The sequence below is a fragment of the Tateyamaria omphalii genome, from assembly GCF_014651375.1.
In the GTDB taxonomy this organism is placed as follows: domain Bacteria; phylum Pseudomonadota; class Alphaproteobacteria; order Rhodobacterales; family Rhodobacteraceae; genus Tateyamaria; species Tateyamaria omphalii.
Genome location: NZ_BMWT01000001.1, coordinates 953,216 through 978,266, shown reverse-complemented (window position 1 = coordinate 978,266; position 25,051 = coordinate 953,216). Strand labels below are relative to the sequence as shown.

28 protein-coding genes are annotated in these 25,051 nt (G+C 58.9%); 14 read left to right on the top strand and 14 right to left on the bottom strand.

Features of this window, described 5'->3' with window-relative positions:
* Positions 1 to 58: 58 nt before the first annotated feature.
* The 3 genes from IE087_RS04730 to IE087_RS04720 are packed head-to-tail and all read left to right on the top strand — an operon-like array spanning position 59 to position 2,577.
* Positions 59 to 1,810 (top strand): DNA polymerase III subunit gamma/tau, encoded by a 1,752-nt coding sequence (locus tag IE087_RS04730; RefSeq protein WP_189368111.1) that lies wholly within the window; start codon positions 59 to 61, stop codon positions 1,808 to 1,810.
* Positions 1,810 to 2,232 (top strand): hypothetical protein, encoded by a 423-nt coding sequence (locus IE087_RS04725; protein WP_189368110.1) that lies wholly within the window; start codon positions 1,810 to 1,812, stop codon positions 2,230 to 2,232. The genes IE087_RS04730 and IE087_RS04725 overlap by 1 nt, the downstream gene beginning before the upstream one ends.
* Positions 2,233 to 2,577: a YbaB/EbfC family nucleoid-associated protein gene (locus tag IE087_RS04720; protein ID WP_189368109.1), complete on the top strand. Its 345-nt coding sequence runs from the start codon at positions 2,233 to 2,235 to the stop codon at positions 2,575 to 2,577.
* Here the strand turns inward: IE087_RS04720 and IE087_RS04715 are convergent.
* Positions 2,574 to 3,188: a hypothetical protein gene (locus IE087_RS04715; RefSeq protein WP_189368108.1), complete on the bottom strand. Its 615-nt coding sequence runs from the start codon at positions 3,186 to 3,188 to the stop codon at positions 2,574 to 2,576. The genes IE087_RS04720 and IE087_RS04715 overlap by 4 nt on opposite strands.
* Before the next feature lie 110 nt (positions 3,189 to 3,298).
* Between IE087_RS04715 and recR the strand changes: the two genes are divergently transcribed.
* Both recR and IE087_RS04705 read left to right on the top strand, forming a co-directional pair.
* Positions 3,299 to 3,892: a recombination mediator RecR gene (gene recR, locus IE087_RS04710; protein ID WP_189368107.1), complete on the top strand. Its 594-nt coding sequence runs from the start codon at positions 3,299 to 3,301 to the stop codon at positions 3,890 to 3,892.
* A gap of 32 nt (positions 3,893 to 3,924) precedes the next feature.
* Positions 3,925 to 4,815 carry a DMT family transporter gene (locus IE087_RS04705; RefSeq protein WP_189368106.1) on the top strand — a complete coding sequence of 297 codons (891 nt, stop codon included), beginning with the start codon at positions 3,925 to 3,927 and terminating at the stop codon, positions 4,813 to 4,815.
* Here IE087_RS04705 and ltaE read toward each other — a convergent pair.
* Positions 4,803 to 5,843, bottom strand: coding sequence for a low-specificity L-threonine aldolase (gene ltaE / locus IE087_RS04700; protein ID WP_189368105.1), 1,041 nt, complete (start codon positions 5,841 to 5,843; stop codon positions 4,803 to 4,805). The two genes, IE087_RS04705 and ltaE, sit on opposite strands and share 13 nt — an antisense overlap.
* Before the next feature lie 77 nt (positions 5,844 to 5,920).
* Complete coding sequence (locus IE087_RS04695) at positions 5,921 to 6,604, bottom strand: isochorismatase family protein (RefSeq protein WP_189368104.1); 684 nt, start codon at positions 6,602 to 6,604, stop codon at positions 5,921 to 5,923.
* Between the two features lie 141 nt (positions 6,605 to 6,745).
* Between IE087_RS04695 and IE087_RS04690 the strand changes: the two genes are divergently transcribed.
* On the top strand, positions 6,746 to 7,642 hold the full coding sequence (locus IE087_RS04690) for a LysR substrate-binding domain-containing protein (protein ID WP_189368103.1): 897 nt from the start codon (positions 6,746 to 6,748) through the stop codon (positions 7,640 to 7,642).
* A gap of 20 nt (positions 7,643 to 7,662) precedes the next feature.
* Here IE087_RS04690 and IE087_RS04685 read toward each other — a convergent pair whose 3' ends face one another.
* Positions 7,663 to 8,415 (bottom strand): DUF1013 domain-containing protein, encoded by a 753-nt coding sequence (locus IE087_RS04685; protein WP_189368102.1) that lies wholly within the window; start codon positions 8,413 to 8,415, stop codon positions 7,663 to 7,665.
* A gap of 125 nt (positions 8,416 to 8,540) precedes the next feature.
* On the opposite strand from IE087_RS04685, the gene IE087_RS04680 reads away from it, so the two are divergent.
* Positions 8,541 to 9,167 carry a ribonuclease T2 family protein gene (locus IE087_RS04680; RefSeq protein WP_189368100.1) on the top strand — a complete coding sequence of 209 codons (627 nt, stop codon included), beginning with the start codon at positions 8,541 to 8,543 and terminating at the stop codon, positions 9,165 to 9,167.
* Here the strand turns inward: IE087_RS04680 and IE087_RS04675 are convergent.
* The 3 genes from IE087_RS04675 to IE087_RS04665 form a co-directional block, all read right to left on the bottom strand.
* Positions 9,147 to 10,007 carry a sterol desaturase family protein gene (locus IE087_RS04675; RefSeq protein WP_189368098.1) on the bottom strand — a complete coding sequence of 287 codons (861 nt, stop codon included), beginning with the start codon at positions 10,005 to 10,007 and terminating at the stop codon, positions 9,147 to 9,149. The two genes, IE087_RS04680 and IE087_RS04675, sit on opposite strands and share 21 nt — an antisense overlap.
* On the bottom strand, positions 10,004 to 10,552 hold the full coding sequence (locus IE087_RS04670; protein WP_189368096.1) for a TetR/AcrR family transcriptional regulator: 549 nt from the start codon (positions 10,550 to 10,552) through the stop codon (positions 10,004 to 10,006). Before IE087_RS04670 ends, IE087_RS04675 begins: the two co-directional genes overlap by 4 nt.
* 348 nt (positions 10,553 to 10,900) lie before the next feature.
* Positions 10,901 to 11,890 carry an NAD(P)H-quinone oxidoreductase gene (locus IE087_RS04665; protein WP_189368094.1) on the bottom strand — a complete coding sequence of 330 codons (990 nt, stop codon included), beginning with the start codon at positions 11,888 to 11,890 and terminating at the stop codon, positions 10,901 to 10,903.
* Positions 11,891 to 11,947: 57 nt separating this feature from the next.
* Here IE087_RS04665 and IE087_RS04660 point away from each other — a divergent pair, with 57 nt between their 5' ends.
* Positions 11,948 to 12,295: a hypothetical protein gene (locus tag IE087_RS04660; RefSeq protein WP_189368093.1), complete on the top strand. Its 348-nt coding sequence runs from the start codon at positions 11,948 to 11,950 to the stop codon at positions 12,293 to 12,295.
* On the opposite strand, the gene IE087_RS04655 is transcribed toward IE087_RS04660, so the two are convergent.
* Positions 12,278 to 12,973: a COQ9 family protein gene (locus IE087_RS04655; protein WP_189368091.1), complete on the bottom strand. Its 696-nt coding sequence runs from the start codon at positions 12,971 to 12,973 to the stop codon at positions 12,278 to 12,280. The genes IE087_RS04660 and IE087_RS04655 overlap by 18 nt on opposite strands.
* A gap of 277 nt (positions 12,974 to 13,250) precedes the next feature.
* Here IE087_RS04655 and IE087_RS04650 point away from each other — a divergent pair, with 277 nt between their 5' ends.
* The 3 genes from IE087_RS04650 to IE087_RS04640 all read left to right on the top strand — a co-directional run bounded on the left by IE087_RS04650 (position 13,251) and on the right by IE087_RS04640 (position 15,954).
* Entirely contained in the window at positions 13,251 to 14,369 is a 1,119-nt protein-coding gene (locus IE087_RS04650; protein WP_189368089.1) for a CAP domain-containing protein, read from the top strand.
* Between the two features lie 98 nt (positions 14,370 to 14,467).
* Positions 14,468 to 14,674 (top strand): 30S ribosomal protein S21, encoded by a 207-nt coding sequence (rpsU, locus tag IE087_RS04645; RefSeq protein ID WP_005614280.1) that lies wholly within the window; start codon positions 14,468 to 14,470, stop codon positions 14,672 to 14,674.
* A 380-nt stretch (positions 14,675 to 15,054) separates the two neighbouring features.
* On the top strand, positions 15,055 to 15,954 hold the full coding sequence (locus tag IE087_RS04640; protein WP_229801261.1) for a hypothetical protein: 900 nt from the start codon (positions 15,055 to 15,057) through the stop codon (positions 15,952 to 15,954).
* A 100-nt stretch (positions 15,955 to 16,054) separates the two neighbouring features.
* Here IE087_RS04640 and IE087_RS04635 read toward each other — a convergent pair whose 3' ends face one another.
* Both IE087_RS04635 and IE087_RS04630 read right to left on the bottom strand, forming a co-directional pair.
* A complete protein-coding gene (locus IE087_RS04635) occupies positions 16,055 to 17,950 on the bottom strand; it encodes a PhoX family protein (protein WP_189368085.1) in 1,896 nt (631 codons plus the stop codon).
* A 119-nt stretch (positions 17,951 to 18,069) separates the two neighbouring features.
* Entirely contained in the window at positions 18,070 to 18,528 is a 459-nt protein-coding gene (locus IE087_RS04630; protein WP_189368343.1) for an Lrp/AsnC family transcriptional regulator, read from the bottom strand.
* A gap of 135 nt (positions 18,529 to 18,663) precedes the next feature.
* Here IE087_RS04630 and ald point away from each other — a divergent pair, with 135 nt between their 5' ends.
* Positions 18,664 to 19,779 carry an alanine dehydrogenase gene (ald, locus tag IE087_RS04625; RefSeq protein WP_189368083.1) on the top strand — a complete coding sequence of 372 codons (1,116 nt, stop codon included), beginning with the start codon at positions 18,664 to 18,666 and terminating at the stop codon, positions 19,777 to 19,779.
* 54 nt (positions 19,780 to 19,833) lie between these two features.
* Here ald and mscL read toward each other — a convergent pair whose 3' ends face one another.
* Positions 19,834 to 20,268, bottom strand: coding sequence for a large conductance mechanosensitive channel protein MscL (gene mscL, locus IE087_RS04620; protein ID WP_189368082.1), 435 nt, complete (start codon positions 20,266 to 20,268; stop codon positions 19,834 to 19,836).
* Between the two features lie 146 nt (positions 20,269 to 20,414).
* Here mscL and IE087_RS04615 point away from each other — a divergent pair, with 146 nt between their 5' ends.
* On the top strand, positions 20,415 to 21,113 hold the full coding sequence (locus tag IE087_RS04615) for a glutathione S-transferase family protein (RefSeq protein ID WP_189368080.1): 699 nt from the start codon (positions 20,415 to 20,417) through the stop codon (positions 21,111 to 21,113).
* Positions 21,114 to 21,194: 81 nt separating this feature from the next.
* Here the strand turns inward: IE087_RS04615 and IE087_RS04610 are convergent, their stop codons facing one another.
* The 3 genes from IE087_RS04610 to IE087_RS04600 form a co-directional block, all read right to left on the bottom strand.
* The gene (locus IE087_RS04610) at positions 21,195 to 22,799 is read right to left on the bottom strand and encodes a GMC family oxidoreductase (RefSeq protein WP_189368079.1); all 1,605 of its coding nucleotides are present in this window, start codon (positions 22,797 to 22,799) and stop codon (positions 21,195 to 21,197) included.
* Between the two features lie 116 nt (positions 22,800 to 22,915).
* Positions 22,916 to 23,362, bottom strand: a complete 447-nt coding sequence (locus IE087_RS04605) for a YtoQ family protein (RefSeq protein WP_189368078.1) — start codon at positions 23,360 to 23,362, stop codon at positions 22,916 to 22,918.
* A 61-nt stretch (positions 23,363 to 23,423) separates the two neighbouring features.
* Positions 23,424 to 24,056, bottom strand: a complete 633-nt coding sequence (locus IE087_RS04600) for a class I SAM-dependent methyltransferase (protein WP_308425424.1) — start codon at positions 24,054 to 24,056, stop codon at positions 23,424 to 23,426.
* An 82-nt stretch (positions 24,057 to 24,138) separates the two neighbouring features.
* Here IE087_RS04600 and IE087_RS04595 point away from each other — a divergent pair, with 82 nt between their 5' ends.
* Positions 24,139 to 25,020, top strand: coding sequence for a LysR family transcriptional regulator (locus IE087_RS04595; protein WP_189368076.1), 882 nt, complete (start codon positions 24,139 to 24,141; stop codon positions 25,018 to 25,020).
* Positions 25,021 to 25,051 lie beyond the last annotated feature (31 nt).

The following is a 25,051-nucleotide window of genomic DNA, read 5'->3' as shown; positions in this document are numbered from 1 at the left end:
ACGCCGCCCGCCCTGCCCCGTAGTGTCCACGGGTCACTCCGAATCCGCGCGAAGGCCCATGTCAGAAGAGACCCAGAAATATCAGGTGCTGGCCCGCAAATACCGGCCCGAAACCTTTGCTGACCTTGTCGGTCAGGACGCCATGGTGCGCACGCTGAAAAATGCGTTCGAAGCGGACAGGATTGCGCAAGCCTTTGTCATGACTGGCATTCGTGGCACCGGTAAGACGACAACAGCGCGTATCATCGCCAAGGGCATGAACTGCATCGGCCCTGATGGCAAAGGCGGCCCGACAACCGAACCGTGCGGGCAATGCGAGCACTGTGTGGCGATCATGGAAGGTCGCCATGTCGACGTGCTTGAGATGGACGCTGCCTCGAACACATCCGTGAATGACATTCGCGAGATCATCGATTCCGTTCACTACCGGGCCGCATCTGCGCGCTACAAGATCTACATCATCGACGAGGTGCACATGCTGTCCAACAGCGCGTTCAACGCGCTGCTGAAGACGCTGGAAGAGCCGCCCGCGCATGTGAAATTCATCTTTGCGACAACCGAAATTCGCAAGGTCCCCGTGACTGTCCTGTCCCGCTGCCAGCGGTTTGACCTGCGCCGGATTGAGCCGGAGGTGATGATCGCCTTGTTGCGCAAGATCGCCACGGCAGAAGGGGCCGAGATCGCGGATGACGCGCTGGCCCTGATCACACGCGCCGCTGAAGGATCGGCGCGGGATGCGACCTCGCTACTGGATCAGGCCATTTCTCATGGCGCTGGCGAAACAACCGCCGACCAAGTGCGCGCCATGCTGGGTCTGGCCGACCGGGGCCGGGTGCTGGACCTGTTCGACATGATCCTCAGGGGCGATGCGGCGGGAGCGCTGACCGAGCTGGGCGCACAATATGCCGATGGGGCAGACCCCATGGCGGTGCTGCGCGACCTGGCCGAGATCACGCACTGGACCTCGGTCGTGAAAATCACGCCTGAGGCTGCCGACGACCCAACCATTTCGCCGGACGAACGCAGCCGGGGCCTGCAAATGGCCGAAACCCTGCCGATGCGCGTGCTGACGCGCTTGTGGCAGATGCTGCTGAAGGCGCTGGACGAAGTGGCCAGCGCACCCAATGCAATGATGGCGGCCGAGATGGCGATCATCCGGCTGACTCATGTTGCCGACCTGCCCAGCCCCGGTGATCTGGTGAAAAAGCTGCAGGACAGCCCGCCACCAGCCGCGTCGATCGGGAATGGCGGCGCAACGGGCGCGGGCACGTCATCCGGCGCTCAGGCAGTACAGCAGGCGCAGACCCGCATGGCTGCGAACCCGTCATCCCATGGGCAAGCAACCGCATTGGCGCAAGACCCGGCACAGGCCCTTGCCCGCTATCCGACCTTTGAGCATGTGATTGAGCTGATCCGGTCGAACCGAGATGTGAAACTTTTGGTCGAAGTGGAAACGACACTTCGCCTCGCGGCCTATCAACCCGGAAGGATCGAGTTTGAGCCAACCGAGGACGCACCGCGCGATCTGGCACAACGCCTTAGTGCCCGGTTGCAAGTGTGGACTGGCAACCGTTGGGGGGTGTCGATTGTCAGTGACGGCGGTGGAAAGACTATCGCAGAAGTTCGAGATGCAGCTGATCTGGAACTGAAATCCAAGGCCGAAGCTCACCCTTTGGTGCAGGCTGTCATGGAGCAATTTCCCAAGGCCAAGATCACCGCAATCCGCACACCCGAGGAGATCGCACAAGAGGCTCATATCGAAGCGCTGCCGGAAGTGGACGACGAATGGGACCCCTTCGAAGAGGATTGATGGGCCTTCTGTCCCCGCGGGGACAAGGTTACGGCCTTGGACTCGCTGCGGCTTTTTTTCCGAACACCGGGTGGGCCGGGGTGTGCGACAAGGAACGTCCCGGCTGGGATGGCGCACCGGTGGGTGCGATCGGCGAAGCGACCAATCTGTTTCTGTCACCCGCGGGTGTCGCGCTACTGTTGCTGTCGCTTGTCGCACTGCGTTTTCGCCACCAGTGGATTGGCTTGGTCGCGGTGATCCTGTGGACCGTTTTCATTACTGTCATCACCATGGCAGACCCAACGGGTGTCCGGGCGCTGGCGATGGTTGAGGGCTGTGTTGGTCCACCCACCTTGTTCATTGTGGCCGTCGCTGCGATATGTGTCGGGATTGTTTTGTGTACGAAGCCGCGAACCAGCGGCCCAGACGGATCGGAGACCTAAATGTTCAAGGGACTTGGCGGACTCGGCGATATGGCCGGGATGATGAAGAAAGCCCAGGAAATGCAGACCAAGATGGCCGAGATGCAGGACGAACTGCACAACGTCATGGTCACAGGCGAAAGCGGCGCGGGCTTGGTCAAGGCGACGGCGACGGCCAAGGGTGAACTGACTGCACTCGACATCGATCCATCCATATTCAATGGCGATGACAAGGAAGTTGTCGAAGACCTGATCCTTGCCGCCATCAAGGACGCTCAGGCCAAGGCACAAGAACGCGCGCAGGAAGAGATGGGCAAGCTGACCGAAGGTCTGGGTCTGCCCCCAGGTATGAAACTGCCGTTCTAGGACGCTTTGATATCCTCCACTTGCTGAGGATCGGATGTTTCCTCGGCATCGGCCGCGCGCTGGCGAAAATGCCTGCGCAACCCGAACAAGAATGCCAAAAACACCATGTAGAGGGTGAACGTCAGGCTCAGCCTCGCGACACCCTCTCGAAAGGTGAGGGCCCTTCCACCCCCACCCGTTTGCCGCGTCACACCATGCTCTGAACTATGTGCGTCCTCCTCACCGCTGGCAGCACTATTGCTGCCCGAACAGGACGCATCTACTGCCTGATCCAGTCGAAAAACCTGATCACGCAATCCCTCATCCACTGTCATGCCCCGGCCATTTGCCAAGGCGAGGGCCGTGTCGATCACGGCGTGGGCGGCACGGGCGTCACGGCGCCGTGCCTCGTCGGATAAGGTCCGCTTCACGACATCCGGCGCGATCTGTGCCATCGCGCGCGCCAAACGATCCCGCTGGTGATTGGACACGTTTCCGCCCGCATCAAGAATGGCAAGGAGCGTCCCATTGGCCACCCGCAGCGGGACCGGGTAGGCGCACGCCAGTGCCATACTTTGCCAAAACACAAGCGCAATCACTGCCTGTGCAAGTGGAGAGAGGAAACGCCGCATTTGCCCGCTTTCATTGCCGATTTTGGCAAACGCTACGGGCATTTCCTTGCGAACTCGTGAACCACACAAGGCCCTTTTTGTTCTGCAACATTCGCAATAGGATCAAGCCAATGAGCAGCACCCGAGACATAGACAACCTGATCGAGATGATGGCCAAGCTGCCGGGTCTGGGACCGCGCTCTGCCCGACGGGCGGTGCTGCACCTGATCCGCAAGCAGGCACTGTTGATGACCCCTTTGGCTGACTTGATGCAAACCGTTGCGACAACGGCCCGCGAATGCCTGAATTGCGGGAATGTCGGCACAAACGACATCTGCGATATTTGCGCCTCGGAAAAACGGGCGAATTCAGAGATTTGCGTTGTCGAAGACGTGTCTGACCTTTGGGCAATGGAGCGGTCGGGTGTATTCAAGGGACGCTACCATGTGCTAGGCGGAACGCTGTCGGCACTGGATGCAATCGGGCCAGATGAGTTACGCATCCCGCGTTTGATTGACCGCGTGCAAACCGAGAGTATCACCGAGGTGATCCTCGCCCTGAACGCAACAATCGATGGCCAGACCACCGCCCACTACATCGCCGATCAGCTGGAAGGACGAGTCAAACTGACATCGCTTGCGCAAGGCGTGCCGATCGGGGGCGAACTGGATTATCTGGATGACGGTACGATCACCGCCGCCCTGCAAGCACGCAAGGCGCTCTAGCCTGTGCCCGCTCTTTGTCAAAACCAACATTCATGACATCTCGCAAGAGCTTTCTGCAGGGTGTTGGGCTGCGCCTGCTGACAGCATTCCTTATGACCGCCATGTCGGCAGCGGTTCATGGTGCCGCTGACACTGTGCCCATTGGGCAAATCATGTTCTGGCGGTCCTCGATAGCGCTGATCCCGATCTGTCTGTACATGATGTGGCTGGGCGAATTTCCCAGCGGGTTGCGGACAAACCGCCCGAGGCTGCATGTCACGCGCAGCGTATTTGGCGCGTTTTCCATGGCCCTGTCCTTTCTGTCTCTGGCCTATCTGCCCGTTGCGAATGCCCAAGCGCTGGCTTACCTCGCCCCCGTGCTGGTTTTGCCGCTGGCCGCAATCATGCTGAAGGAGAGACTGACAAACGCAGTTTTTCTCGCAATCGCCCTGGGCTTTGGCGGGGTCGTATTGCTGCTATGGGACGCGTTTGAACGACCAGGAGAAGGGGCTCTGATCGGGGTGGCTGCTGGTCTGGTCTATGCCGTGACGATGGCCTTTGTCCGGGTGCACACCAAGACAATGACGCAAACCGAGCGAGCATCGACGATCGCCTTCTACTTTGCTGTTGTGTCGACGTTCATTGGTCTGGCGACCCTGCCCTTTGGCTGGGTGACATTGGACATGGAACTGCTGGGTTGGCTGGTTCTGGCCGGCGTGATTGGCGGTGTCGCGCATATTGCCGGAAACGAAGCGGTGGCCCGCGCGCCCGTCAGCACACTGGCCCCCTTTGACTTCACCGGTTTGATCTGGGCTTTGGGTTTTGACCTGATCCTATTTTCAGTTTTGCCAGGCGTTGCCGGATTGCTGGGCGTGTTTGCAATCACCTCTGCTGCTCTGGTGGTAACCTTTGCCGGGTCGCGCCCTCGCATCTATTCAAAATAGCTGCGGAATCCTGTGATCGCAGCCTCAAGCCCCTCGTCAGTGACATCCTTGTGTAGCACCAGCCGTGTTGTGCCGATGGCCCCAGTCAGTTGTACACCATGGGCGCCCATGTGGCGCGGCAGGTCTGCCGTGACGCCGCCCTGCGGCGTGAAGAAGATCATGTTGGTGGCCTGTTGGACATCTCCATAGGGCCGCAAGGCGTCGGCGAGGGCGGTGGCGCGGGCGTGGTCTTCGGTCAGGCGGTTGGTGTTGTGATCCAGCGCGTGAAGGCCGGCGGCGGCAAGGATACCGGCCTGCCGTGTCCCGCCGCCTAACATTTTGCGGTAGCGGCGGGCGCTGTCGATCAGATCCTGCGGACCGACGAGGACAGACCCAACAGGCGCGCCAAGCCCTTTGGACAAACAGATCGAGACACTGTCGAACATGTCGGCCAGCGCGGTTTCGGGGCAGTTGAGCGCGGCCACGGCGTTGAAATAGCGCGCGCCGTCCAGATGCACGGCAAGACCTGCATCGCGGCCTGCCTGCACCGCCTCGCCCAAGCGGGTGAGCGGAATTGCCATGCCGTTGTGGGTGTTTTCGAGCCCCAGAAGCCGGGTGATCGGCATGTGGGGATCATCCTCTTTCACCGCTGCGGTGATTTCGGAGGGGTTCAGCGCACCGTCTTCGGCGACGTCCAAAGCCTCAAACCCTATGCCCCCCAGAACGGAGGCGCCTTTCGCCTCGTAACGATAGATATGGTAGGGGCGGCCTGTGATGATCTCTTCGCCCCGCGCGCAGTGCGCCAACATGCCCACGAAGTTGCTTTGCGTGCCGGAGGTCAGGAACAATCCCGCCTCTTTGCCGAGCCGCTCGGCAAGCGTTGCTTCCAGCCGGTTGACGGTGGGATCATCGCCAAAGACATCATCGCCCACGTCCGCCGCGGCCATCGCCTTGCGCATCGCAGCATCGGGCCGCGTAACGGTGTCGCTGCGCAGATCACAGATGATGTTGGCGGGGCTGTCGCCCTCGACCTGAGCGTATTGGTTCATTGGAAACGCCTTTGCGGGACATGGATACGAGCGCGCCAATCGTAGGCGCGCCCGCCAGGAACGCAAGGTCGGAACAGTCAGTCGAGGATAGCCGGGATCGGCGGATTGCCCGTCAAGCCAACCCCTTCGCGCACAGCATCTGCATGTGTTGCGGTTCCGAGGAAATTGTTCATCGCGGCGTAGTATTGGCCCATGTGATCGCCCAGCAACCGCCCGATGTGCTGGCCATTGACCTCGGTGTTCGAGGCCAGCTCTGCCAGTACGGCGACCCATGTGGTGACGATCACTCCGGCGGCTGCCAGCCGTTGAGCTGTAACCTGCTGGATCATCGGGTTGAAGTCGGCGCAGGCGTCCAGAACGACATAGGTTTCGTAGCCGTCACGCAGGGCTGAAATGGCCGGGAATGCAGCGCATACTTCGGTTGCGAGGCCGGAGATGACCAGCTTGCGCCGCCCCGTGGCCTCGACCGCGGCACGCGAGGTGTCGTCCTTCCAGAAATTCACGAAGGGCCGGTCGATCACGTTCACATCCGGGAACAGCGTTTTCAGCTCAGGCATGGTTGGTCCGTTTGGGCCGTCCGGCCAGCTGGTGCCCATGATCACGGGGATGTCGAACGCCTTGGCCGTGCGGGCATGGCCGAGGATGTTGTTCTTGAGTTGGAGCGGGTCGATCGACGGCAGGAATTGCATCAGCCCAACCTGGTGGTCGATCATTAGAAACACGCAATTGTCGGGGGTCAGATCGGAAGTCGGTAGTGCCATTTTGTGTCTCTCCTGGGTTCAGTCTTGAATTGGCCGGCGGGTCCGTGCCACCAACGGCTTGGCCCCGCCGCGCCATGACATGGCCCGGGATCGCATTGAAACAATTGGACAAATTCGGAATGCAGCGATGGCGGAAATGGGATGATCATCAGTGATCTGGTAGATGCGCGCATTCTGGTTGAATTGCGTTTAAGCGGCAGTTTTGCTGGCACCGCGCGGGTGTTGAAGGTGCCGACAACAACCGTGAGCCGCCGGATCGCCAAAATGGAAGAGCGGGCCGGATTGCGGTTGTTCGAGCGCACATCACGTAAAGTGTGCATCACCGAGGCCGGTGAGGTCGCAGCCCACGAGGCCCAGCGCATGGTTGCAGCGGCCGAGACGGCAGAACTGACCATAGATGGGTTACGCGCTGTTCCAAGCGGGACGGTCAGCATCAGCACGCCGACCATCTTTGGTCAGGCTTTGCTGGCACCGGCAGCGGCCGGGTTTCTGGCGGCCTATCCCGATTGCGCGTTGGAGGTGGACCTATCAGACCGCCATGTCGATCTGATCGAAGAACGGTTCGATGCCGTTGTGCGGGTTGGCCCACCCGAAAGTGATGAAATCATCGCGAAACCGTTAGGCACGGTCTTTGCCAGCCTGTTTTGCGGATCGAAAGCCGCTGCGTGCGCAAACCTGGATGATCTGGCAGCTTGCCCCGTCGGATTGATGCATCCGGGCATGTCGGCAACCCCTGGCCTGAGCATCACATCGCCTGAGGGGCATGTGCACGAGGTTTCGGTCCAGCCCCGCATCATCGCAATGAACCCGTGGCTGTTGTTGGAAACGGCGGTTCGGTCGGACCTGGTGGTGGTCCTGCCCGATATCGTGGCTGCCCCTGCGGTCGCAGATGGGTCGCTGCGCCGGGTGCTGCCTGGGTGGCATATGCGCCGCGCGCCAGTGCACTTGGCGTTTACATCGCGCCGGTTGATGCGCCCGGCCGTGCGGGCGTTCATCGATCACATGTCGGAGGTCTTGCCAGGACAGCTGCTGCCCTGACCATAGACTTAGGGCCGAATTTAGGGCTGTTCGTCTTCTTCGCCGTCGCCCTTAGGCAGGTTGAAGAAGCTGTCCGCATCGACGAGCGTGCTTTCGTCTTCGCTGTCATCTTCGTCATCGTCGGCCAGTGAGAAGGTTTCGAGACCTTCGATGGCTGTCGGGATCTTGGGTTCGGCTTCCATGCCCAGAGACTGTTCAGTGCTGACCAGCTTGCGACGTTCGTCATCGGACATCACGCTGCCCTCCGCCGCTTTCTTGGCGGCGGCTTTCTGCACGGCGGCATCCAGTTCAGACTGCTTGGTCAGACCAAGGGCTACCGGGTCCACCGGCTGGATGTTCGAGATGTTCCAGTGCGTGCGGTCGCGAATCGACTGGATGGTCGGCTTGGTCGTGCCCACGAGTTTCGAAATCTGGCCGTCGCTCAGTTCGGGGTGAAACTTGACCAGCCAGTAGATCGCCGCCGGGCGGTCCTGACGTTTGGACAGGGGTGTGTAGCGCGGGCCGCGGCGCTTTTCCTCGCCCACGGCGGCGGCGTTGAATTTAAGCTTCAGCTTGTGCAGCGGGTTCTGTTCGGCAGCGTCGATTTCTTCCTGCGTGAGCTGGTTGTTGGCAATGGGATCAAAGCCTTTGACACCCGCAGCCACATCGCCATCCGCGATACCCTGCACTTCCAGTTCGTGCATTTCGACAAAGTCCGCGATCTGCTTGAAGCTGATCGTCGTGTTGTCCACCAGCCAGACGGCGGTGGCCTTGGCCATGATCGGTTTTGCCATTGTCACATGCTCCTATGCATATCTTTCCCGTCGCCTGAAAAGGCGGCCTTGGGGTCCAAGGCGGGTTTCCGTTGTGGGGGAACTTGGAGGCGATATAGTCGGATCGACGGGAAAAGGGAAGCCTGATGCGTGTTGTTTTGATTTGGCTGGCTCTGGCAGCGGGGGCCTGGGCGCAGGATCGGTCGGGGGAATTTGACTATTACGTCCTGTCCCTGAGCTGGTCGCCGAACTGGTGCGCTTACGAGGGCGATGCGCGCGGGTCGGATCAGTGTGACGCGCGGCATGATCACGGGTGGATACTGCACGGGCTGTGGCCGCAGTATCATCGCGGCTGGCCAGAGTACTGTCAGACAGCCGAGCGTCCGCCCAGCCGTGCGATGACCCGCGACATGGCTGATATCATGGGTACATCCGGTTTGGCCTGGCATCAGTGGAAGAAGCATGGGGTGTGTTCCGGCCTCTCGGCCTCAGCCTACTACGCTTTGTCGCGCGAGGCCTATGGCCGGGTGGTGCGCCCGCCTGTGTTCCGCAAACTGGACAAAACGGTGAAGCTGCCAGCATCCGTGGTGGAAGAGGCGTTCCTTCAATCCAATCCGGGTTTGGAGCCTGATGGCGTGACCATCACCTGCCGCGAAGGGCATATCCAGGAAGCCCGGATATGCCTGTCCCGCGATCTTGACCCGGTCCCGTGCGGACAGGATGTGGTGCGGGACTGTCGCGCGAAGGATGCGTTATTCACGCCTGTCCGCTGAGGGCTGCCAGCCTGGGGGCCGCATCAGGTAGCGCCATGCCTCGCCCCAGCTGCGGGCATTGACCACATCGTGCCAGAGTCCGGGCAGTTCCGAGAACCAGACGCGGATCGGGTTGCGGCTGTCGAAGTCGCGCTTGAGGCCATAGCGTGGCGTCTCTTCTTCCGCCTGATAGGTGCCAAAGAGCTGGTCCCAGATCACGGTGATGCCGCCATAGTTCTTGTCGATGTACTTGTCGTCACAGCCGTGGTGGACGCGGTGGTTGGCCGGGCTGTTCATGACCTTATCGAACCACCCCATCTTGCCGATCAGCTCGGTATGGATCCAGGTCTGGTAGGCCAGCACCACAATGATGCCGAAAAAAATCATCTCGGGCGAAAAGCCAAGAAAGACTAAGGGGATATGAACGATCAGGCTCCAAACCCCTTCGAGCGGACCAAAACGGATACCCGTGATGATATTATAATCACGCGAAGAATGGTGCACCGCGTGTTGGGTCCAGAGCACGCGCACCTCATGCGCGATCCTGTGCTCCCAATAGTAGGTCAGGTCGGCAGCGATCACTGCCAAAAGAATGCCCCACCAGGTTAGTGGAATCTGCCACGGCTGGGCGATTTCGGCCAAGATGTAGTAGATGATGTAGGCGCTGGTCAGAACAAAGATCTGCACGGCAATCGACGGGATTTGCGTGCTGGCACTCACCAACATTTCGGCGATGGTACGGCCCTTGTGGCTGCCCTTGAACAGCACTTCGGCCAATTCAATCAACAGAATGGCAATGCCGATGAAAAAGAAAACCTCATCGATCTGGGTGCCGAGGGTTTCGAGACTGTCGGGACTCATGGGCGGGTTCCTTGTGTCAGGGTGCGCCAGGCCAGGGCAGCGGCCTGTTTCGGAGTTGCATCGCCGGCAGCGACCATCGCCCAGCCAGCGTAGATAAGGTTTTCATAGGCCTGCACGATCCATTCCGTTGGGACATGTGGATCGAACGCGCCTTCGGCTTTGGCCATGTCGATGTCATGGGCCAGATCGCGGCTTTGGGTGGCATAGACCTCGGCCACGCGCGGGTCGTGGCTGGCGGGTTCCGTGGCTAGGAACATGTGCCGGGCCGCCAGCGGAAGAATGGCGTTGAGGGCCGCCTCCAGCGCTTCGGCGTAAGTCTGGCAGTGGACCGTGGCCTCTTCCACCGCGGCATCCAATTCCTTGGCTGCCGTCAGGGTCAGTTCAACCACTAGATCATCGCGGCCCGCGAAATGACGGTGCAGCGTCGCGCGGCCAACACCGGCCTGCTTTGCAATATCCGCCAATGACGCGCCAGGGTTTTGGCTGAAGACCTCAAAGGCCGCTTCGAGGATATGATCTACGGTTGATACGTTTATGTCTCGCATGAGACACATATGTCTCGATTCGCTCTTGTATTCAAGGAGGCCTGATCAAATCATTTCCAGCCATCAGGCTGGTGAAAGATGTCGGAGCCTCCGGCGGTGGTATTTCCAGTCAGAAGAAACAAGAACGCCCGCGCCACTCATCCAATGTGAGCACTACGGGCGAAAGAGGGAAGCGAGCGCTTCTCCTGACACGGTCATCGGCTCCACAGCCTGTACCGTGAGGACAGATAGGCACGTTAACCTTATACTCTGTTTCTTCTGACTGAAAATACCACGGGGGAGTCCGAAGGACGGGGGCAGAGCCCCCTGGACAGTGGCGCCGCCGACAGGCGGCCTTTGGATCAGTTCCTACCCGCCTCCGACCTCAAGCACGATTTTCCCAATATGGCCGGAACTTTCCATGCGGGCATGCGCACCCGCCGCATCTTCCAGCGCAAACTCAGAATCCATCACCGGGCTGATCCGGCCGGCTGAAAGTAGTGGCCATACGGCTTCACGCAGGTCTTGAGCAATCCGCACCTTCGCCAGATCGCTTTGCGGTCGCAGTGTGCTGCCCGTCATGGTCAACCTGCGGGTCATGAGCTGGGCAAAGTTGACCTCGGCCTTGGGCCCTTGAAGAAACGCGATTTGCACCAGCCGCCCGTCATCTGCCAAAGCGGACAGGTTGCGGGCGATATAGGCTCCGCCGACCATGCAGAGGATCAGATGCGCGCCACCCTCGTCCTTCATCACTTGCTTGAAGTCGTCTTCGCGGTAGTTGATGGCCACCTCGGCCCCAAGATCGCGGCAGGCCTGGCATTTCTCTTCGGATCCGGCCGTGGCAAACACGCGCGCGCCAAAATGGTTGGCCAATTGAATTGCGGTTGTCCCAATCCCGGACGAACCACCATGCACCAGGAAGCGCTCGCCGCCGGTAAGACCACCGCGGACAAACACATTGGACCAAACTGTAAAATAGGTTTCGGGCAGACATGCGGCTTCCTTGAGCCCCATACCGTCGGGAACCGGCAGGCAATGGGCGGCAGGTGTTGCAACATACTCGGCATAGCCACCACCCGGCAGCAAGGCGCAGACCTTGTCCCCGACAGCCCAGCCGCTGACACCCGGACCGACTTCGACGATTGTGCCCGACGCTTCAAGACCCGGCAGGTCGCTTGCGTTGGGTGGCGGGTTGTAGAGGCCGGCCCGTTGGAGCGCGTCGGGTCGGTTGACACCAGCCCAGGCCACCTCAATCACCACCTCACCGTGACCAGCACCGGGACGGGGACGAGTGACGAGCTGCAGCACCTCCGGCCCGCCTGGTTTGGTGATTTCGACAGCGCGCATGTCCTGAGCCATTCTGATCCCTTTCCTTTTGCACACCGTATCCCGGCATGGATAGGGAAAGGAACCCACATGCTTCTTGCCGCGCTTGGATTGAACCTGTTGATCCTGATCCCGGTGATCGCCGGGTTCATCATAGGGACAATGGATGGAACGTTTGGCCCAGATACGGATGCGCGGCGCATCCTCATCTGCATCTATATTGCCATCGCTGTTGCAACTGCGGTGCTCATCACCCTGAACCTGACACATCATCACTGGGCTGTGCCAATGAGTTTGGCATTGTTCGGTGTTCAGATCACCTACAAGCTTGCAACGGTCGTTGCTCTGGGAATGGCAAGTCCGGTGGTTTTGACAAATCTTGTCGTCGTTGCAGTTCAGGTGGCGGCGATTGTGACCTGGTCAGTTGCGCGGGGATGACCATGTGCCAGGCAGGTCACTATCGGACGCACCCGCCGGAGCTTTGATCTGGTTCAGGACCCAGTTTGGTCCCGTCATGAGGGCCGATAGCAGCTTGTTCTCACGCAACTGCGCCTTAGCCTTCTCAATCTGCATTACGTCATCGATGCGTCGGTCCAAGAACGCCCACGTAGCCTGATTGTCCGTACTGTCGTCACCCAGCCAGTATAACACCGTAGCGGAATAAACGCCGGAAAGCGTCCCGCGTTTGGTGTACCAGTTCACATCTTCTGAGCTATCACCGAGGGTCGCCCAGATCTTGTCTGCCGTTCCCCAGATCGCTTTTGCACCGTCTGCGGCATAAATCGGAAGGGCAAACAGGGTCGTGCCCCGTCGCACGGCTTCCTTGTCCGTAACCGCCTCGATCCGAAAACGGACACCGGCGGCGATCTTGTCGCGGAAACGGTCGGGAAGATCATCTGACTGCAGTCGTTCGATCATCGCGGCATCGCCACGCACGTGGTAGGCCAGCGCCAGGTCAACCGCGCCGCGCGGACAGACCGCGCGAGCCAATGTCAAATCTACACCCGCATCAAGCGCAGCAGCCTTGAATGTGACATCTGACCAGCCATCAAACGGGACGTGCATCAAGGCAGCGTCCAACAGCACGTCAGTCAAATCTTGTGGTGAATCGGTCATACGAAAAACGTAGAGCTGGGCATGTAACTGGACAAGTGCACGTGCGGTCGCATCCCGATGGCCTCCACCCAAGCAGTGTTGCGCCGCATAGAGCCCCATACGACGGCATCAGTTGGCCGATTGAAACACCGGCCGGAACAGACCGCGGATCGCCGCCGCTCCGGAACCATGTTTACGCGCCGATTTGCTGAAAATTTCAGCATCTGCCTGCCTGCTTGCCGCACACTGCATCCATTCCGACACAAAGCAGCACGACACATCCAAGAAAGGAAGACCCATGTCTGTTGCAAGCACGTTTGAACGCCAGATGCTTGACCTGATCAACCAAGAGCGCACGTCACGCGGGCTTGATCCGCTGACCCTCGAACGGCGGCTGAACGACGCCAGTGAGGATCACAGTGACTGGATGGATCAAACCGGAAATTTCAGTCATACCGGCATCAACCAGTCCGACCCTGGCGATCGCATGCGTGATGCCGGTTTCAACTTTTCCGGCAACTGGACTTGGGGCGAGAACATCGCCTTCCAATCCGAACGGGGCGCCCCCGGCATTTCTGACGACGTTATCGATCTGCACAACTCACTGATGAACAGCCCGGGCCACCGCGCCAACATCCTGAATCCCGATTTCGAACTGATAGGCATCGGGATCGAGGAAGGTGATGGGCGCGGCTATGACGCTGTTTATGTGACGCAGAACTTCGCCAGAACATCTGCGCCGGTCCAACTGGACACCGGCGCACCACAACCGCCAACCAATCCGGGTCCGACCGCGGGCAATGACGTATTGGTTGGCGGAAACGGAAATGACCGGCTGGACGGCGGCGCTGGTAATGACCAACTGCGCGGTCAGAATGGCAACGACGTTCTGCTGGGTGGAAGTGGCCGCGACAACATTCAGGGCGGCAACGGGAATGACACTATTCAGGGTGGAAACAACTTCGACACTTTGAGCGGCGGAGCCGACAACGACCGGCTGAATGGTGGTACAGGCGCTGATATACTAAATGGTGGCAATGGTAATGATGCCCTTATGGGCGCCAAAGGCAACGACCGTCTGTCGGGTGACGGCGGAAACGACGTTCTGGTTGGCGGCGAGGGTCGTGATACGCTGGACGGTGGGAACGGGCGCGATTGGCTTGTCGGTGGTGCCGGGAACGACGTCTTTGTCTTTTCCGTCGGTCGAGATACGGTCAGAGACTTCAACTTCACCTCACAGTCAGATGTCATCAACTTGCGGTCCGCATCGGAAATCACATCGTTCAACGACCTCAAGAACGGTGGCCACTTACGGCAAGTCGCCGACAATGCTGTGATCGATGATCATGATGGGAACACCATGGTCCTCCTAAACGTGGACATCGATGCCTTGCAGGCCAACGATTTCCTGTTCTGATCAGCCAACCGCACTCTGGACAAAGCGCATACGGTTTGCTAAGCGCACATTTCCTGCAAATCCTTGCAACTCTTATCTAGAAAGGTGGTGACAACCACATGCAGGTTAGTGTTCGCGACAACAATGTCGATCAGGCGCTTCGTGCCCTGAAAAAGAAGCTGCAGCGCGAAGGCGTGTTCCGTGAAATGAAGCTGAAGCAACATTTCGAGAAGCCGTCCGAGAAAAAAGCGCGCGAGAAAGCTGAAGCGATCCGCCGGGCCCGTAAGTTGGCTCGGAAAAAAGCACAACGCGAAGGGCTGCTTTAAGCCGTAAGCGAGAGCTGATGAATTCAAGAACCCCGTAGCCGCCCGGCTGCGGGGTTTTTTGTTTGTCACGAGCATTATGGAAAGCCACGGAGTCACAGCACTCTGCGGATGTTCGCCCATACAACGTTCTGATGTTTGTCCTAGCGCGTTGGCGGGGTTAGCGTCTCTTTAGGCGAAGCGCAAATTTGCGCGGTGCCGATTTCCATACTCGACATCCTTTTTCCGCAACTGATGATCCGTCAGTCGTGGAGTCACACCATCCATCGAAACGTTCTTCTAGTCGAAACCGATTGTGAAGACTTCATCAGATGAGGCCACATTTGACACTCTCACGCTTCAGAACGCTCCTCTTCACAACGCTCCTTTGCGGCGCGCACGGCGTGTACGCCGAAACAAGTCAGTCCGATTTCGTCTTTATCGGCGGACATGCCGTTACAGATTATCTCAGCTTTGCCAGCCGCCCGGATATCGAGGGCGTTCAGGTTGTATACCCGTGGAAACAGCTTGAACCGCGGAAAGGCGTCTATGATTTCAGCAAGATCGAGGAGGATCTAAAAACCCTGACCGCGCTCGACAAGAAGCTGTTTGTTCAGCTCCAGGATCGCTTTTTCCTGCCGACTGCGAAAAACGTTCCGGACTATCTCATGCAGGACCCGGAATACGAAGGCGGCCTTGTCCGACAGTACGACAACGCGGGCGAAGGCAAACCGGTCGGTCAGGGGTGGGTTGCAAAGCAATGGAACCCAGCCGTCCGCGAACGGTTTCAGCAACTGATTGCTGAACTGGCACATCAGTTTGATGGGCGTATCTATGGTCTCAATCTTCCTGAATCGGCAATCGACGTGTCAGATGAGACAGAAGCTGGGTTCAATTGTGATCTGTACTTTGAAGCTCAACTGGAAACTGCACGTTTTGCGCGGGAGGCATTCAAGCAATCCCATGTGGTTCAATATGTGAACTTCTGGCCCTGCGAGTGGGCCGATGATCACGGTTACATGTCACAGACGTTCGAAACCGCATCTGATATCGGCTTTGGGCTTGGCGGACCTGACATCATTCCGTTCAAAAAAGCGCAGATGAAAAACTCATATGGGTTCTTCAATGAGTATCGGGAAAAGCTGCCCCTTGTGGCGATGGCAGTGCAGAAGCCAACGATGACGTATACGAACCCACAAACCGGCGCTCCGTTTTCAGAGGACGATTTTCGTCATTTTGCCGATGATCATCTTGGGGTGGACATCATTTTTTGGGACACATCGGCACCCTGGCTGAATCAGTAGGTATCCGTGTCTGCCGAGAGTCCGAACCGAGCTGGCACAGCTCACAATGCAGGCGGGACCACGTTTTAACTTGGTCCCGCCGATCCGTTCTCAATACGGCTTAGCCGACAAGAGCGTTGTCGTCACGTTTGACGACAACGATGGCTGAGCGGGGCAACGACCCGTCGCCATCAGGGAATGGTGCACCTGGATGCTGGATACCCACGAACATCGTGCGGCGGTCGGCTGACCAGGTCAGGCCCGTCACTTCAGAGCCGTTGGGACCGGTGAGGAAGCGACGAATTTCACCCGTCACCGGATCGCCCGCCAGCATCTGGTTATTGCCCATGCCTTCGAACTCACCCTCATTGCTGTCATCGCCATCGGTCTGGATCCAAATCAGGCCAGTCGTGTCGATGACCATGCCATCGGGCGAGTTGAAAAGATTGCCTTCGTTGACGTTGGACGACCCTTTGTAGGCACCTTCCTGAGTCATGGGGTTGCCTGCCATCACATACAGATCCCAGTCAAAGGTGTTGGAGGCATGGTTGTCCCCGTGGGGACGCCACCGAACGATCTGACCAAAGTTGTTCGCGTCCCGCGGGTTGGGACCATTGGCCGAGGTGTCATCCCCCCCGGCGTTCGGCTTCACACCACGGTTCTTGTTGTTGGTCAGGCAGCAATAGGCTTCGACCGCCGTTGGGTTTACGGCCACCCATTCGGGCCGGTCCATCGTTGTGGCCCCAACCGCCGAGGCGGCCGTGCGGGTGAAGATCGCGATATGCGCCTCGTCCATGCCGGTGGCATCGGGCGTCAGCGCCACCCATTCGCCGGTCATGTCGTCGTTGAACTTGGCGGCATAAAGCTGCCCTTCGCTCAACAGTGTCGAGGTGTCACCACCCGGCACATACACGTCACGCGACAGCCACTTGTACATGAACTCGCCCCGCTCATCGTCGCCCATGTAGACGGCAACGCGGCCATCGGGTGCGAGGGCACAGGCCGCGTTCTCGTGCTTGAAGCGGCCAAGCGCAGTATGCTTCACGGGCGTGGCATCGGGGTCAGTTGGGTCGATTTCAACCACGTAGCCCACACGATGCGGTTCATTCGGGTTCTGGCTGACATCAAAGCGGGCGTCCCACTTGTGGTAGTCATATCCCCACCCGTCCGGACCAACGCCATAGCGCGCAAAGCCTGCGGCAGTGGTCTCGTCAGACGGCATGTCGCCTGTCGCACCGAAGTAGCCGTTGAAGTTTTCCTCGCAAGTCAGATAGGTGCCCCACGGGGTCGGGCCGGAACCGCAGTTGTTCATGGTGCCCAGAGACGCCGTGCCTGTGGGGTCAGCCTCGGTCTTGAGCAAGTCGTGACCGGCTGCAGGACCGTCCAGCGTCATCGGCGTGTTGTGCGTAATGCGGCGGTTGTAGGGACTGTCCACCACGACCCCCCAGCCATCGTGGCCTTCGGCGACTTCCATGATGGTAACACCCTGAAGGTTCTGGAAGATCAGCACATCGTCTGCCGAGGCAGGCACGCCGTCTGCGTTGTTGGGCAGGTTGGTTTTGCGGTTGGCATACTCGTTGTTGACCGCGAGGATCTGCTTGTTGCCCACGGTAAAGAGATGCATCCCGTCGGTGTTTTCAGCGAAGACGCGGTCAGACCCTTCCACAGGTACGCCGTTCGCCGGATCAAATGCGGGTGCGTCCGAGAACAACGGATCGCCCCAACGGACGAGTACGTCCCACGAGTATCCTTCAGGCACATGTACGGTGCCGTCGGTCTGTATCGGGAGCTGTTCAAAGGCAAAACGCGAAGTTTGGCCGGCCATGGCTGTCGTGCCCTTGAGCATGCTGGTGCCCATCACTGCCGCACCCGACCCGAAGGCCACCACGCCCCCCAGAAAACCGCGTCGCGAAATTGCGCGCTCTACAACCTCGTCAAAGCCCTGAGTCGTCTTACGTGGAAATGTCAGCTCGTCCCAATCGTCAAAGGACAAGTCCTGAGTATCTGCGTCTTTCATCGTGAACTCCCAAATATAGTAGTTGGATTGCGGCGATTCGCGCCCTCCGTGTGCGTGCCTGATGAACATCACCGCTGTATGACGACAGCCAAAATAGTGGCGCTATGTCGCGGTGCAGGTCAGACCGGCAAAGCCGTTGTTTTAAAAACAGTTCTAAGTGCAAAACTTGACTGCATTTGTGCCACGCCAGGTAAGCGCGCGAGATATTGACGGTGGATGCGTGCGAAGTCCTCAGTCCCTTCTGCTACTACCTTGAGGATGTAGTCCGCGGTACCTGCCATCAGATGACACTCTAGCACATCCGGGATGCGTGCGACTGCTTTTTCAAAAGCGTCAAGCACTTCGTCGGCCTGACCCTGCAGCGTGATCTCGACAAAAACGGTTGTCGGCACACCCATTTTGCGTGCATCGAGCAAGGCAACATAATCCCGAATGTAGCCCGCCTGTTCGAGCCGCTGCACACGCCGGTGACATGCGGATGGAGACAAATGCACCGCTTCACTCAGGTCCGCATTCGACATGCGCCCCTGTTTTTGCAACGCAGACAGGATACGGCGATCTGTTGAGTCAAGTACCATACATGCAGGATCCTTCGTCAAAAAAGCATAAGTTCGCACAGTTCTTCGATGTTTGCGCACCAACACGATCCATTTCTCGTGTCCAATTGCAAGCCAATTGCGCGACTCTACACGTAACTGGAGGAGTAAACTGTTATGCACATCGGATGCCCAACTGAGATCAAGGCCCAAGAGTACCGCGTTGGCCTGACCCCAAATGCTGCGCGCGAGGCTGTAGCCAATGGCCATACCGTCAGCGTGCAGGCTGGTGCCGGGAAAGGTGCCGGGTTCGAAGACACTGACTATATCGCAGCAGGCGCGCAGGTATTGGACACGGCGGAGGAGGTCTTTGCCATTGCAGACATGATCGTGAAGGTAAAGGAACCCCAAGCGGTCGAACGCAAGATGCTACGCGGAGGGCAGCTTCTGTTCACATACCTGCATTTGGCCCCCGATCCCGAGCAAACCCATGACTTGCTCGAATCCGGTTGCACGGCGATCGCCTATGAAACAGTGACGGACCCCGCTGGCGGCCTGCCATTGCTTGCCCCCATGTCCGAGGTGGCGGGCCGTCTGGCCCCGCAAGTTGGCGCATGGACGCTGCAAAAGGCCAATGGTGGCCGCGGCGTATTGATGGGCGGCGTGCCTGGTGTAGGACCCGCCAAGGTTGTCGTCATCGGCGGCGGCGTTGTTGGCACTCACGCAGCGCGCGTTGCTGCCGGTATGGGCGCGGACGTGACGGTCTTGGACCGGTCCCTGCCCCGTATGCGCTATCTCGACGATGTGTTTTCAGGCTTGTTCAAAACAAGCTACGCCAGCGCGGGAAATACAGCTGAGTTGGTGGCCGAGGCAGACATGGTTGTCGGAGCCGTCCTTATCCCCGGTGCAGCCGCACCCAAGCTGGTGACACGTGATCAGTTGTCGACAATGAAACCGAGTGCCGCAATCGTCGACGTGGCCATTGACCAGGGTGGGTGTTTTGAAACATCCCGCGCGACCACGCACGATGATCCGATCTACGACGTTGACGGGATCATGCATTACTGTGTTGCAAACATGCCCGGCGCTGTCGCACGCACATCAACCATCGCGCTTGGCAACGCAACGATGCCGTTCATGCTCGCCTTGGCCAACAAAGGATGGCGCCAGGCATGCACCGATGACCCACACCTGATGGCTGGTCTCAACGTGCATGCAGGCAAGCTGACCTACTACGCGGTTGGCAAGGCATTGGGTATCGACGTGGTTTCACCAAACCTCGTCCTCAAATGAAAAAGTGGCCGCGCGGGTGACACCCGGCGGCCATGTTTCATCTTGTTTCCGGGCTCAGCCCTGTTTGGCCAAGGCGTCGCGAATCTCAAGCAGCACATCCAGTTCGGACGGGCCTGCCGGGGCTTCCTCCGCAGCTTCTTCCGGTTTTTCTGCGGCCGCTTTGACTTTGTTCACATAGCGCACCAGCATGAACACCACGAAGGCGATGATCAGGAAGTTAATGACAGCCATCAGGAACGCGCCATAGGCAAAAACCGCTGCCCCGGCTTCGCGGGCGGCTTCCAGCGATGAGCCCTCTGCCACATCACCTGCCAGAACGGCATAGTTGTTGGTGAAATCCAGCCCGCCGGTGAACAGACCGATGATCGGGTTGATCAGGTCACCCACCAGCGACGTCACGATCGCGGTAAAGGCGGCACCGATGATGATCCCGACAGCCATATCCATAACATTGCCCTTGGCAATGAAATCTTTGAATTCGTTTAGCATATTTAGTCCCTTGTTGGCTTCCGCACGCTCTATTTTGTTTTGATGTGCGCGTGCAAACACTGGTTAACACATCTTCTCACATCACAAAGACTATTTTGGGGGGGAATTTCGCCTATCTGGGACCCATCATTTCAAGGAGACGACCCATGGCTGATCTCAGCGCCTTTCCCATCACGCAGAAATGGACCCCCCGGGATCCGTCAATCCTGCAACTGTTTTCCTTTCCGACGCCCAACGGGATAAAGGTTTCCATCGCCTTGGAAGAGATGGACATCCCTTATGAGGCGCATCTGGTCACCCTGGCGGATGCAGACGTCAAAAGCCCCGAATTCCTGTCGCTGAACCCCAACAACAAGATCCCGACCATCATCGACCCGAACGGCCCCGATGGGACGCCCATTGGCCTTTTCGAATCCGGTGCGATCCTGATCTACTTGGCCGAAAAAACCGGCAAACTGATCGGAGAAACCGCCAGCGACAAAGCCAAAACAATCCAGTGGCTGATGTTTCAGATGGGCGGGCTTGGCCCAATGCTGGGGCAGATGGGCTTTTTCGTGAAATTCGCAGGCAGCGCATGGGAAGACAAGCGCCCGCAACAGCGATATGTCGACGAAAGCAGGCGCCTACTTGGCGTGCTCGATAGGGAACTTGAGGGCAAGGACTGGATCACCGGCCAATACTCAATCGCAGATATCGCAATCGCGCCCTGGCTGAACGCCCTGAACTTCTACGAAACCAAGGAACGTGTCGGCTGGGACGACCACAAGAACCTTGTGGCCTACCTCGACCGGTTCATGGCGCGCCCCGCTGTGGACAAGGCCAAGAACATTCCACCCCGCCCCTGATCCCTTCTTCTGGCTGAAAATACCTCGGGGGTTTGGGGGCTGACCCCCAATCACGGAAGGTGTCGCGCAGCGCCCGTTGGATCAGGCTAAACGCATCCCGGCGCTGATCTTTTCAGCCATCATGATGGTGGGGCCATTCGTGTTCCCGCCAATCAAACGCGGCATGAGCGAAGCATCGACAACCCGCAGTCCCTCAACCCCATGCACAAGACCCGCAGGATCGGTCACCGCCATCTCATCCCGCCCCATCCGGCAAGTGCCTACCGGGTGATAGATCGTATCGGCGCGCGCACGGATATCAGCCTCCAACCCTGCGTCGCTGCCATCATGGGGATAGAGTTGCTTTCCACGCCATGGCTCCAACGGCGGCGCGGTCAGAATAGCCTCCATCTGGCGCGCGCCCTTCATCATCAGGTCGAGATCGCGCTGATCAGTCAGATACGCGGGATCAATCCGCGGCGGTGCAGACGGGTCAGCAGACTGCAGGCCGATATGACCACGACTGTGCGGACGCAGCACACAGACATGGCAGGAATAGCCAAACTTCACATGAATCTTCCGCATATGCTGATCCACAATGCCCACAACAAAGTGCAGCTGCAGGTCAGGGCGGTCGACCGACGGATCGGAGCGCAGGAATGCCCCCCCTTCCGCGAAAGGTGAGGCGAACATGCCGGAACCATCCTTGCGCCACTGCAACCCCGCCTTGGCCAGCGCCATCAGCCCCTTGGGGCCCAGCCCCACAACGTCGTCGCGCTTTGAATGATAGCTCAGGATGTAATCCAGATGATCCTGCAGGTTCTGTCCTACCCCGGGCAATTCGTGCACGGGTTCAATCCCGTGGGCAACCAATTCATCGCGCGGACCAATCCCCGACAGAAGCAGCAACTGGGGCGACCCAAATGCACCGCCACACAGAACCACCTCGCGCCCCGCCTCCACCAGCTTGATCTTGCCCTGATGCCTGATCCGGACACCTACAGCACGCGTGCCCTCCATCTCCACCCTCTGCGCCATGGCACGGGTCAGCACCGTCAGATTTGGCCGTGCCAGCACCTGATCTGGTAAATAGGCAGCTGCCGCCGAACACCGCTCACCCTTGGCGGGGCCGGAATGGCGCTGCGTGACCTGGTACAGGCCCACACCGGCCTGTTCTGCATCGTTGAAGTCTTCTGTTACACGCAACTGTTGCTGTGCGCCGGCCTCGATAAAGGCATGTGTGATCCGACGCGGTTCGGACTGCTCTGACACCTGCAAAGGGCCATCGCCCCCATGCAAATCGTCGGCACCGCGCGCATTGCCTTCGGACCGCTTGAAATAGGGCAGGACGCTGTCCCAATCCCAGCCTTCAGCCCCCAAATCAGCCCATTCATCATAGTCCCGCTGATGTCCGCGCACATAGAGCATCGCATTGATGGCACTTGACCCGCCCAGAGTTCGGCCACGCGGCTGAAACCCACGTCGACCGTTCAATTCAGGTTGCGGTTCCGTATGAAAGGCCCAGTTATTGATCTTGGGACGACCAGAGATCATGCCAGCCACCAGTGCAGGCGCACGGACAAAAATGTCGCGCCCGGTCCCACCCGCTTCGATCAGGCACACCGACACGGCAGGGTCTTCGCTCAGCCGGGACGCCATCACGCATCCGGCGGACCCACCTCCAACGATCACGTAGTCGAACTTCATCTGTGCTCCTCCCTCACAAAAGGCTAAGAGCGCACCAGCAGCATGACAAGCGTGACCAAGGGTCGGCGGGTGGGCGCCTTTCGGGCCAAAAGCCCGGAACAGAGCCACGCGTCGACTTATCCGGGCAAGGATCCCGTCAGCACGTAGCGCAGGATATCCACCACCTGGCCCGGCTCTTCGGCCACGGCCAGGGCCGCCGCATCGACCTCTTTCAAGGCATGGGCGTGGTCAGGCCCATGCAGGATGATCAGGGATTTGTCCAACGCAGCCGCATAGCCAGCATCAAAAGCCGCGTTCCATTGCTTGTACTGATCGCCAAAGCGCACAACGACAACGTCTGCATCTGCAATCCCCTTGCGGGTGCGGATGGCATTCACCATCGCCCCCTTGTGATCATGCCAATACTTCCTGTCCTCGGCTCCAAGGATAGCAACGCCACAATCATCGCTGGTCGCATGGTCCGTCACCGGCCCGGAAAAGGTCACATCAAGCCCCTGCGCGCCCTCCACGATCTGCTCGCGCCAATCAGTATGAATTTCCCCGGACAGGTATACGTTCAACATCGCGGCGCTCCTTTGTTGCCAGCTGCATCTAACCTGCGTTTGACACAGCCAAAAACAAGGGTCAAAGGCGGCGGGCCACAACGAAATGATTGGGCGGCCGCAGCGGATAGTTTCCTGTCTCGATGATTTCAAACCCTGCGTTGGCAATTCGCGCTTCAAGGCCCGCGATGGTTTCGAACCGGACAAATGGTGCTTTGCCAACAAGCTGCATCAGCGGAATGAGCCGTTTCAAAAGCCCGAACTTCAACCCGAGCGATCGCTCGCCAATGCAGGGTGTTTTCGAGATGAACACTCCACCCGGAACCAACAGGTCGTGCACGCGCGCCATCGCCTCGTCAATGCGCTCCACCAGGTGGTACAGGTTGAATCCCATGACCACATCGAACGATCCATCTTCAAGCAACGGGCTGAACGTATCGGCCTGCAGAAAGCGGACGTTGTCCACACCCATCTTCGCCTCCGCCTGCGCAATCATGCCTTCGGAGAAGTCAGTGGCGAGGATCGACCCGGTATGCGGCGCCAGTTTAAGTGCCGTGCTGCCCGTCCCGCAGCCCAGTTCCAGCACCCGGTCCGTTGGCTTGAGGTAAGACACAACCCGATCGAGCGTCTGCTCATAGGCATCCGGGTTGCTGATGGGTTGCGCGGCGTATTTCAGGGCCACCTTGTCCCAGAACTGTGCATTCGGCTTCATCATAGATCTCCTTCACAGCTGCATATACGGGTGTCCGCCGGGTCAATAAATTGACGAATTCTGCAAGGGATGTATACGAATTTGCATGGATCAAGGATTTGATTGGGCGCATCTGCGCGCATTTCTGGCAACCGCCGAGACTGGCTCACTTTCCGCAGCGGCACGGCAACTTGGCTTGACGCAGCCCACGGTCGGGCGACAAGTCAGCGCGTTGGAGGACGAGTTGCAGCTTGCCCTGTTCGAGCGCACATCCCGCGCAATGACGCTAACGGATGCGGGCCGCGACCTGCTGGTTGAAGCCCGCAAGATGGGAGATGCCGCCACCCGCATCGCAGTCATTGCACAAGGCAGAACCCAAGGGTTGGAAGGCACGATCCGCGTAACAGCCTCTGACATGATGAGTGCATATGTCCTGCCCGACACCCTGCTGAAATTGCACGACCTTGCGCCCCGCCTACGCGTTGACGTGATTGCCGCCAACGACATCCGCGACATCCTGAAACGCGAGGCGGACATTGCGATCCGTCATGTGCGGCCAACAGAGCCCGACCTGATTGCCCGCAAGATCGGCGACTCATCGGCCCATCTTTATGCTTCGAAGTCTTATGTGGCGGCGCGCGGCATGCCCGAAACGATTGATGATCTGAAAAACCATGACTTCATCAGCATGGCCGATGATGACGCATTTGTCGCGGCTATGGGCAAGTACGGTATCCCCGTAAGCCGCCCACATCTGCGCACCGGGTCCACCAGCGGGATCACCACATGGGAGCTGTTGCGCAAAGGCTTTGGCATTTTTCCCATGTCAGATCACATCGGCGACCAGTTTGATGATGCCGTCCGTTTGCTGGACGGCGTCACCGACCTCAGCTTTCCGGTGTGGCTGGTCACCCACCGCGAGCTGCACACAAGCAAACGCATTCGCCTGGTGTTTGATCTGCTCGCAGAGATGTTGAGCGAGACCTGACCCACGCCTTCATCTTGCCGGATAAACTTCG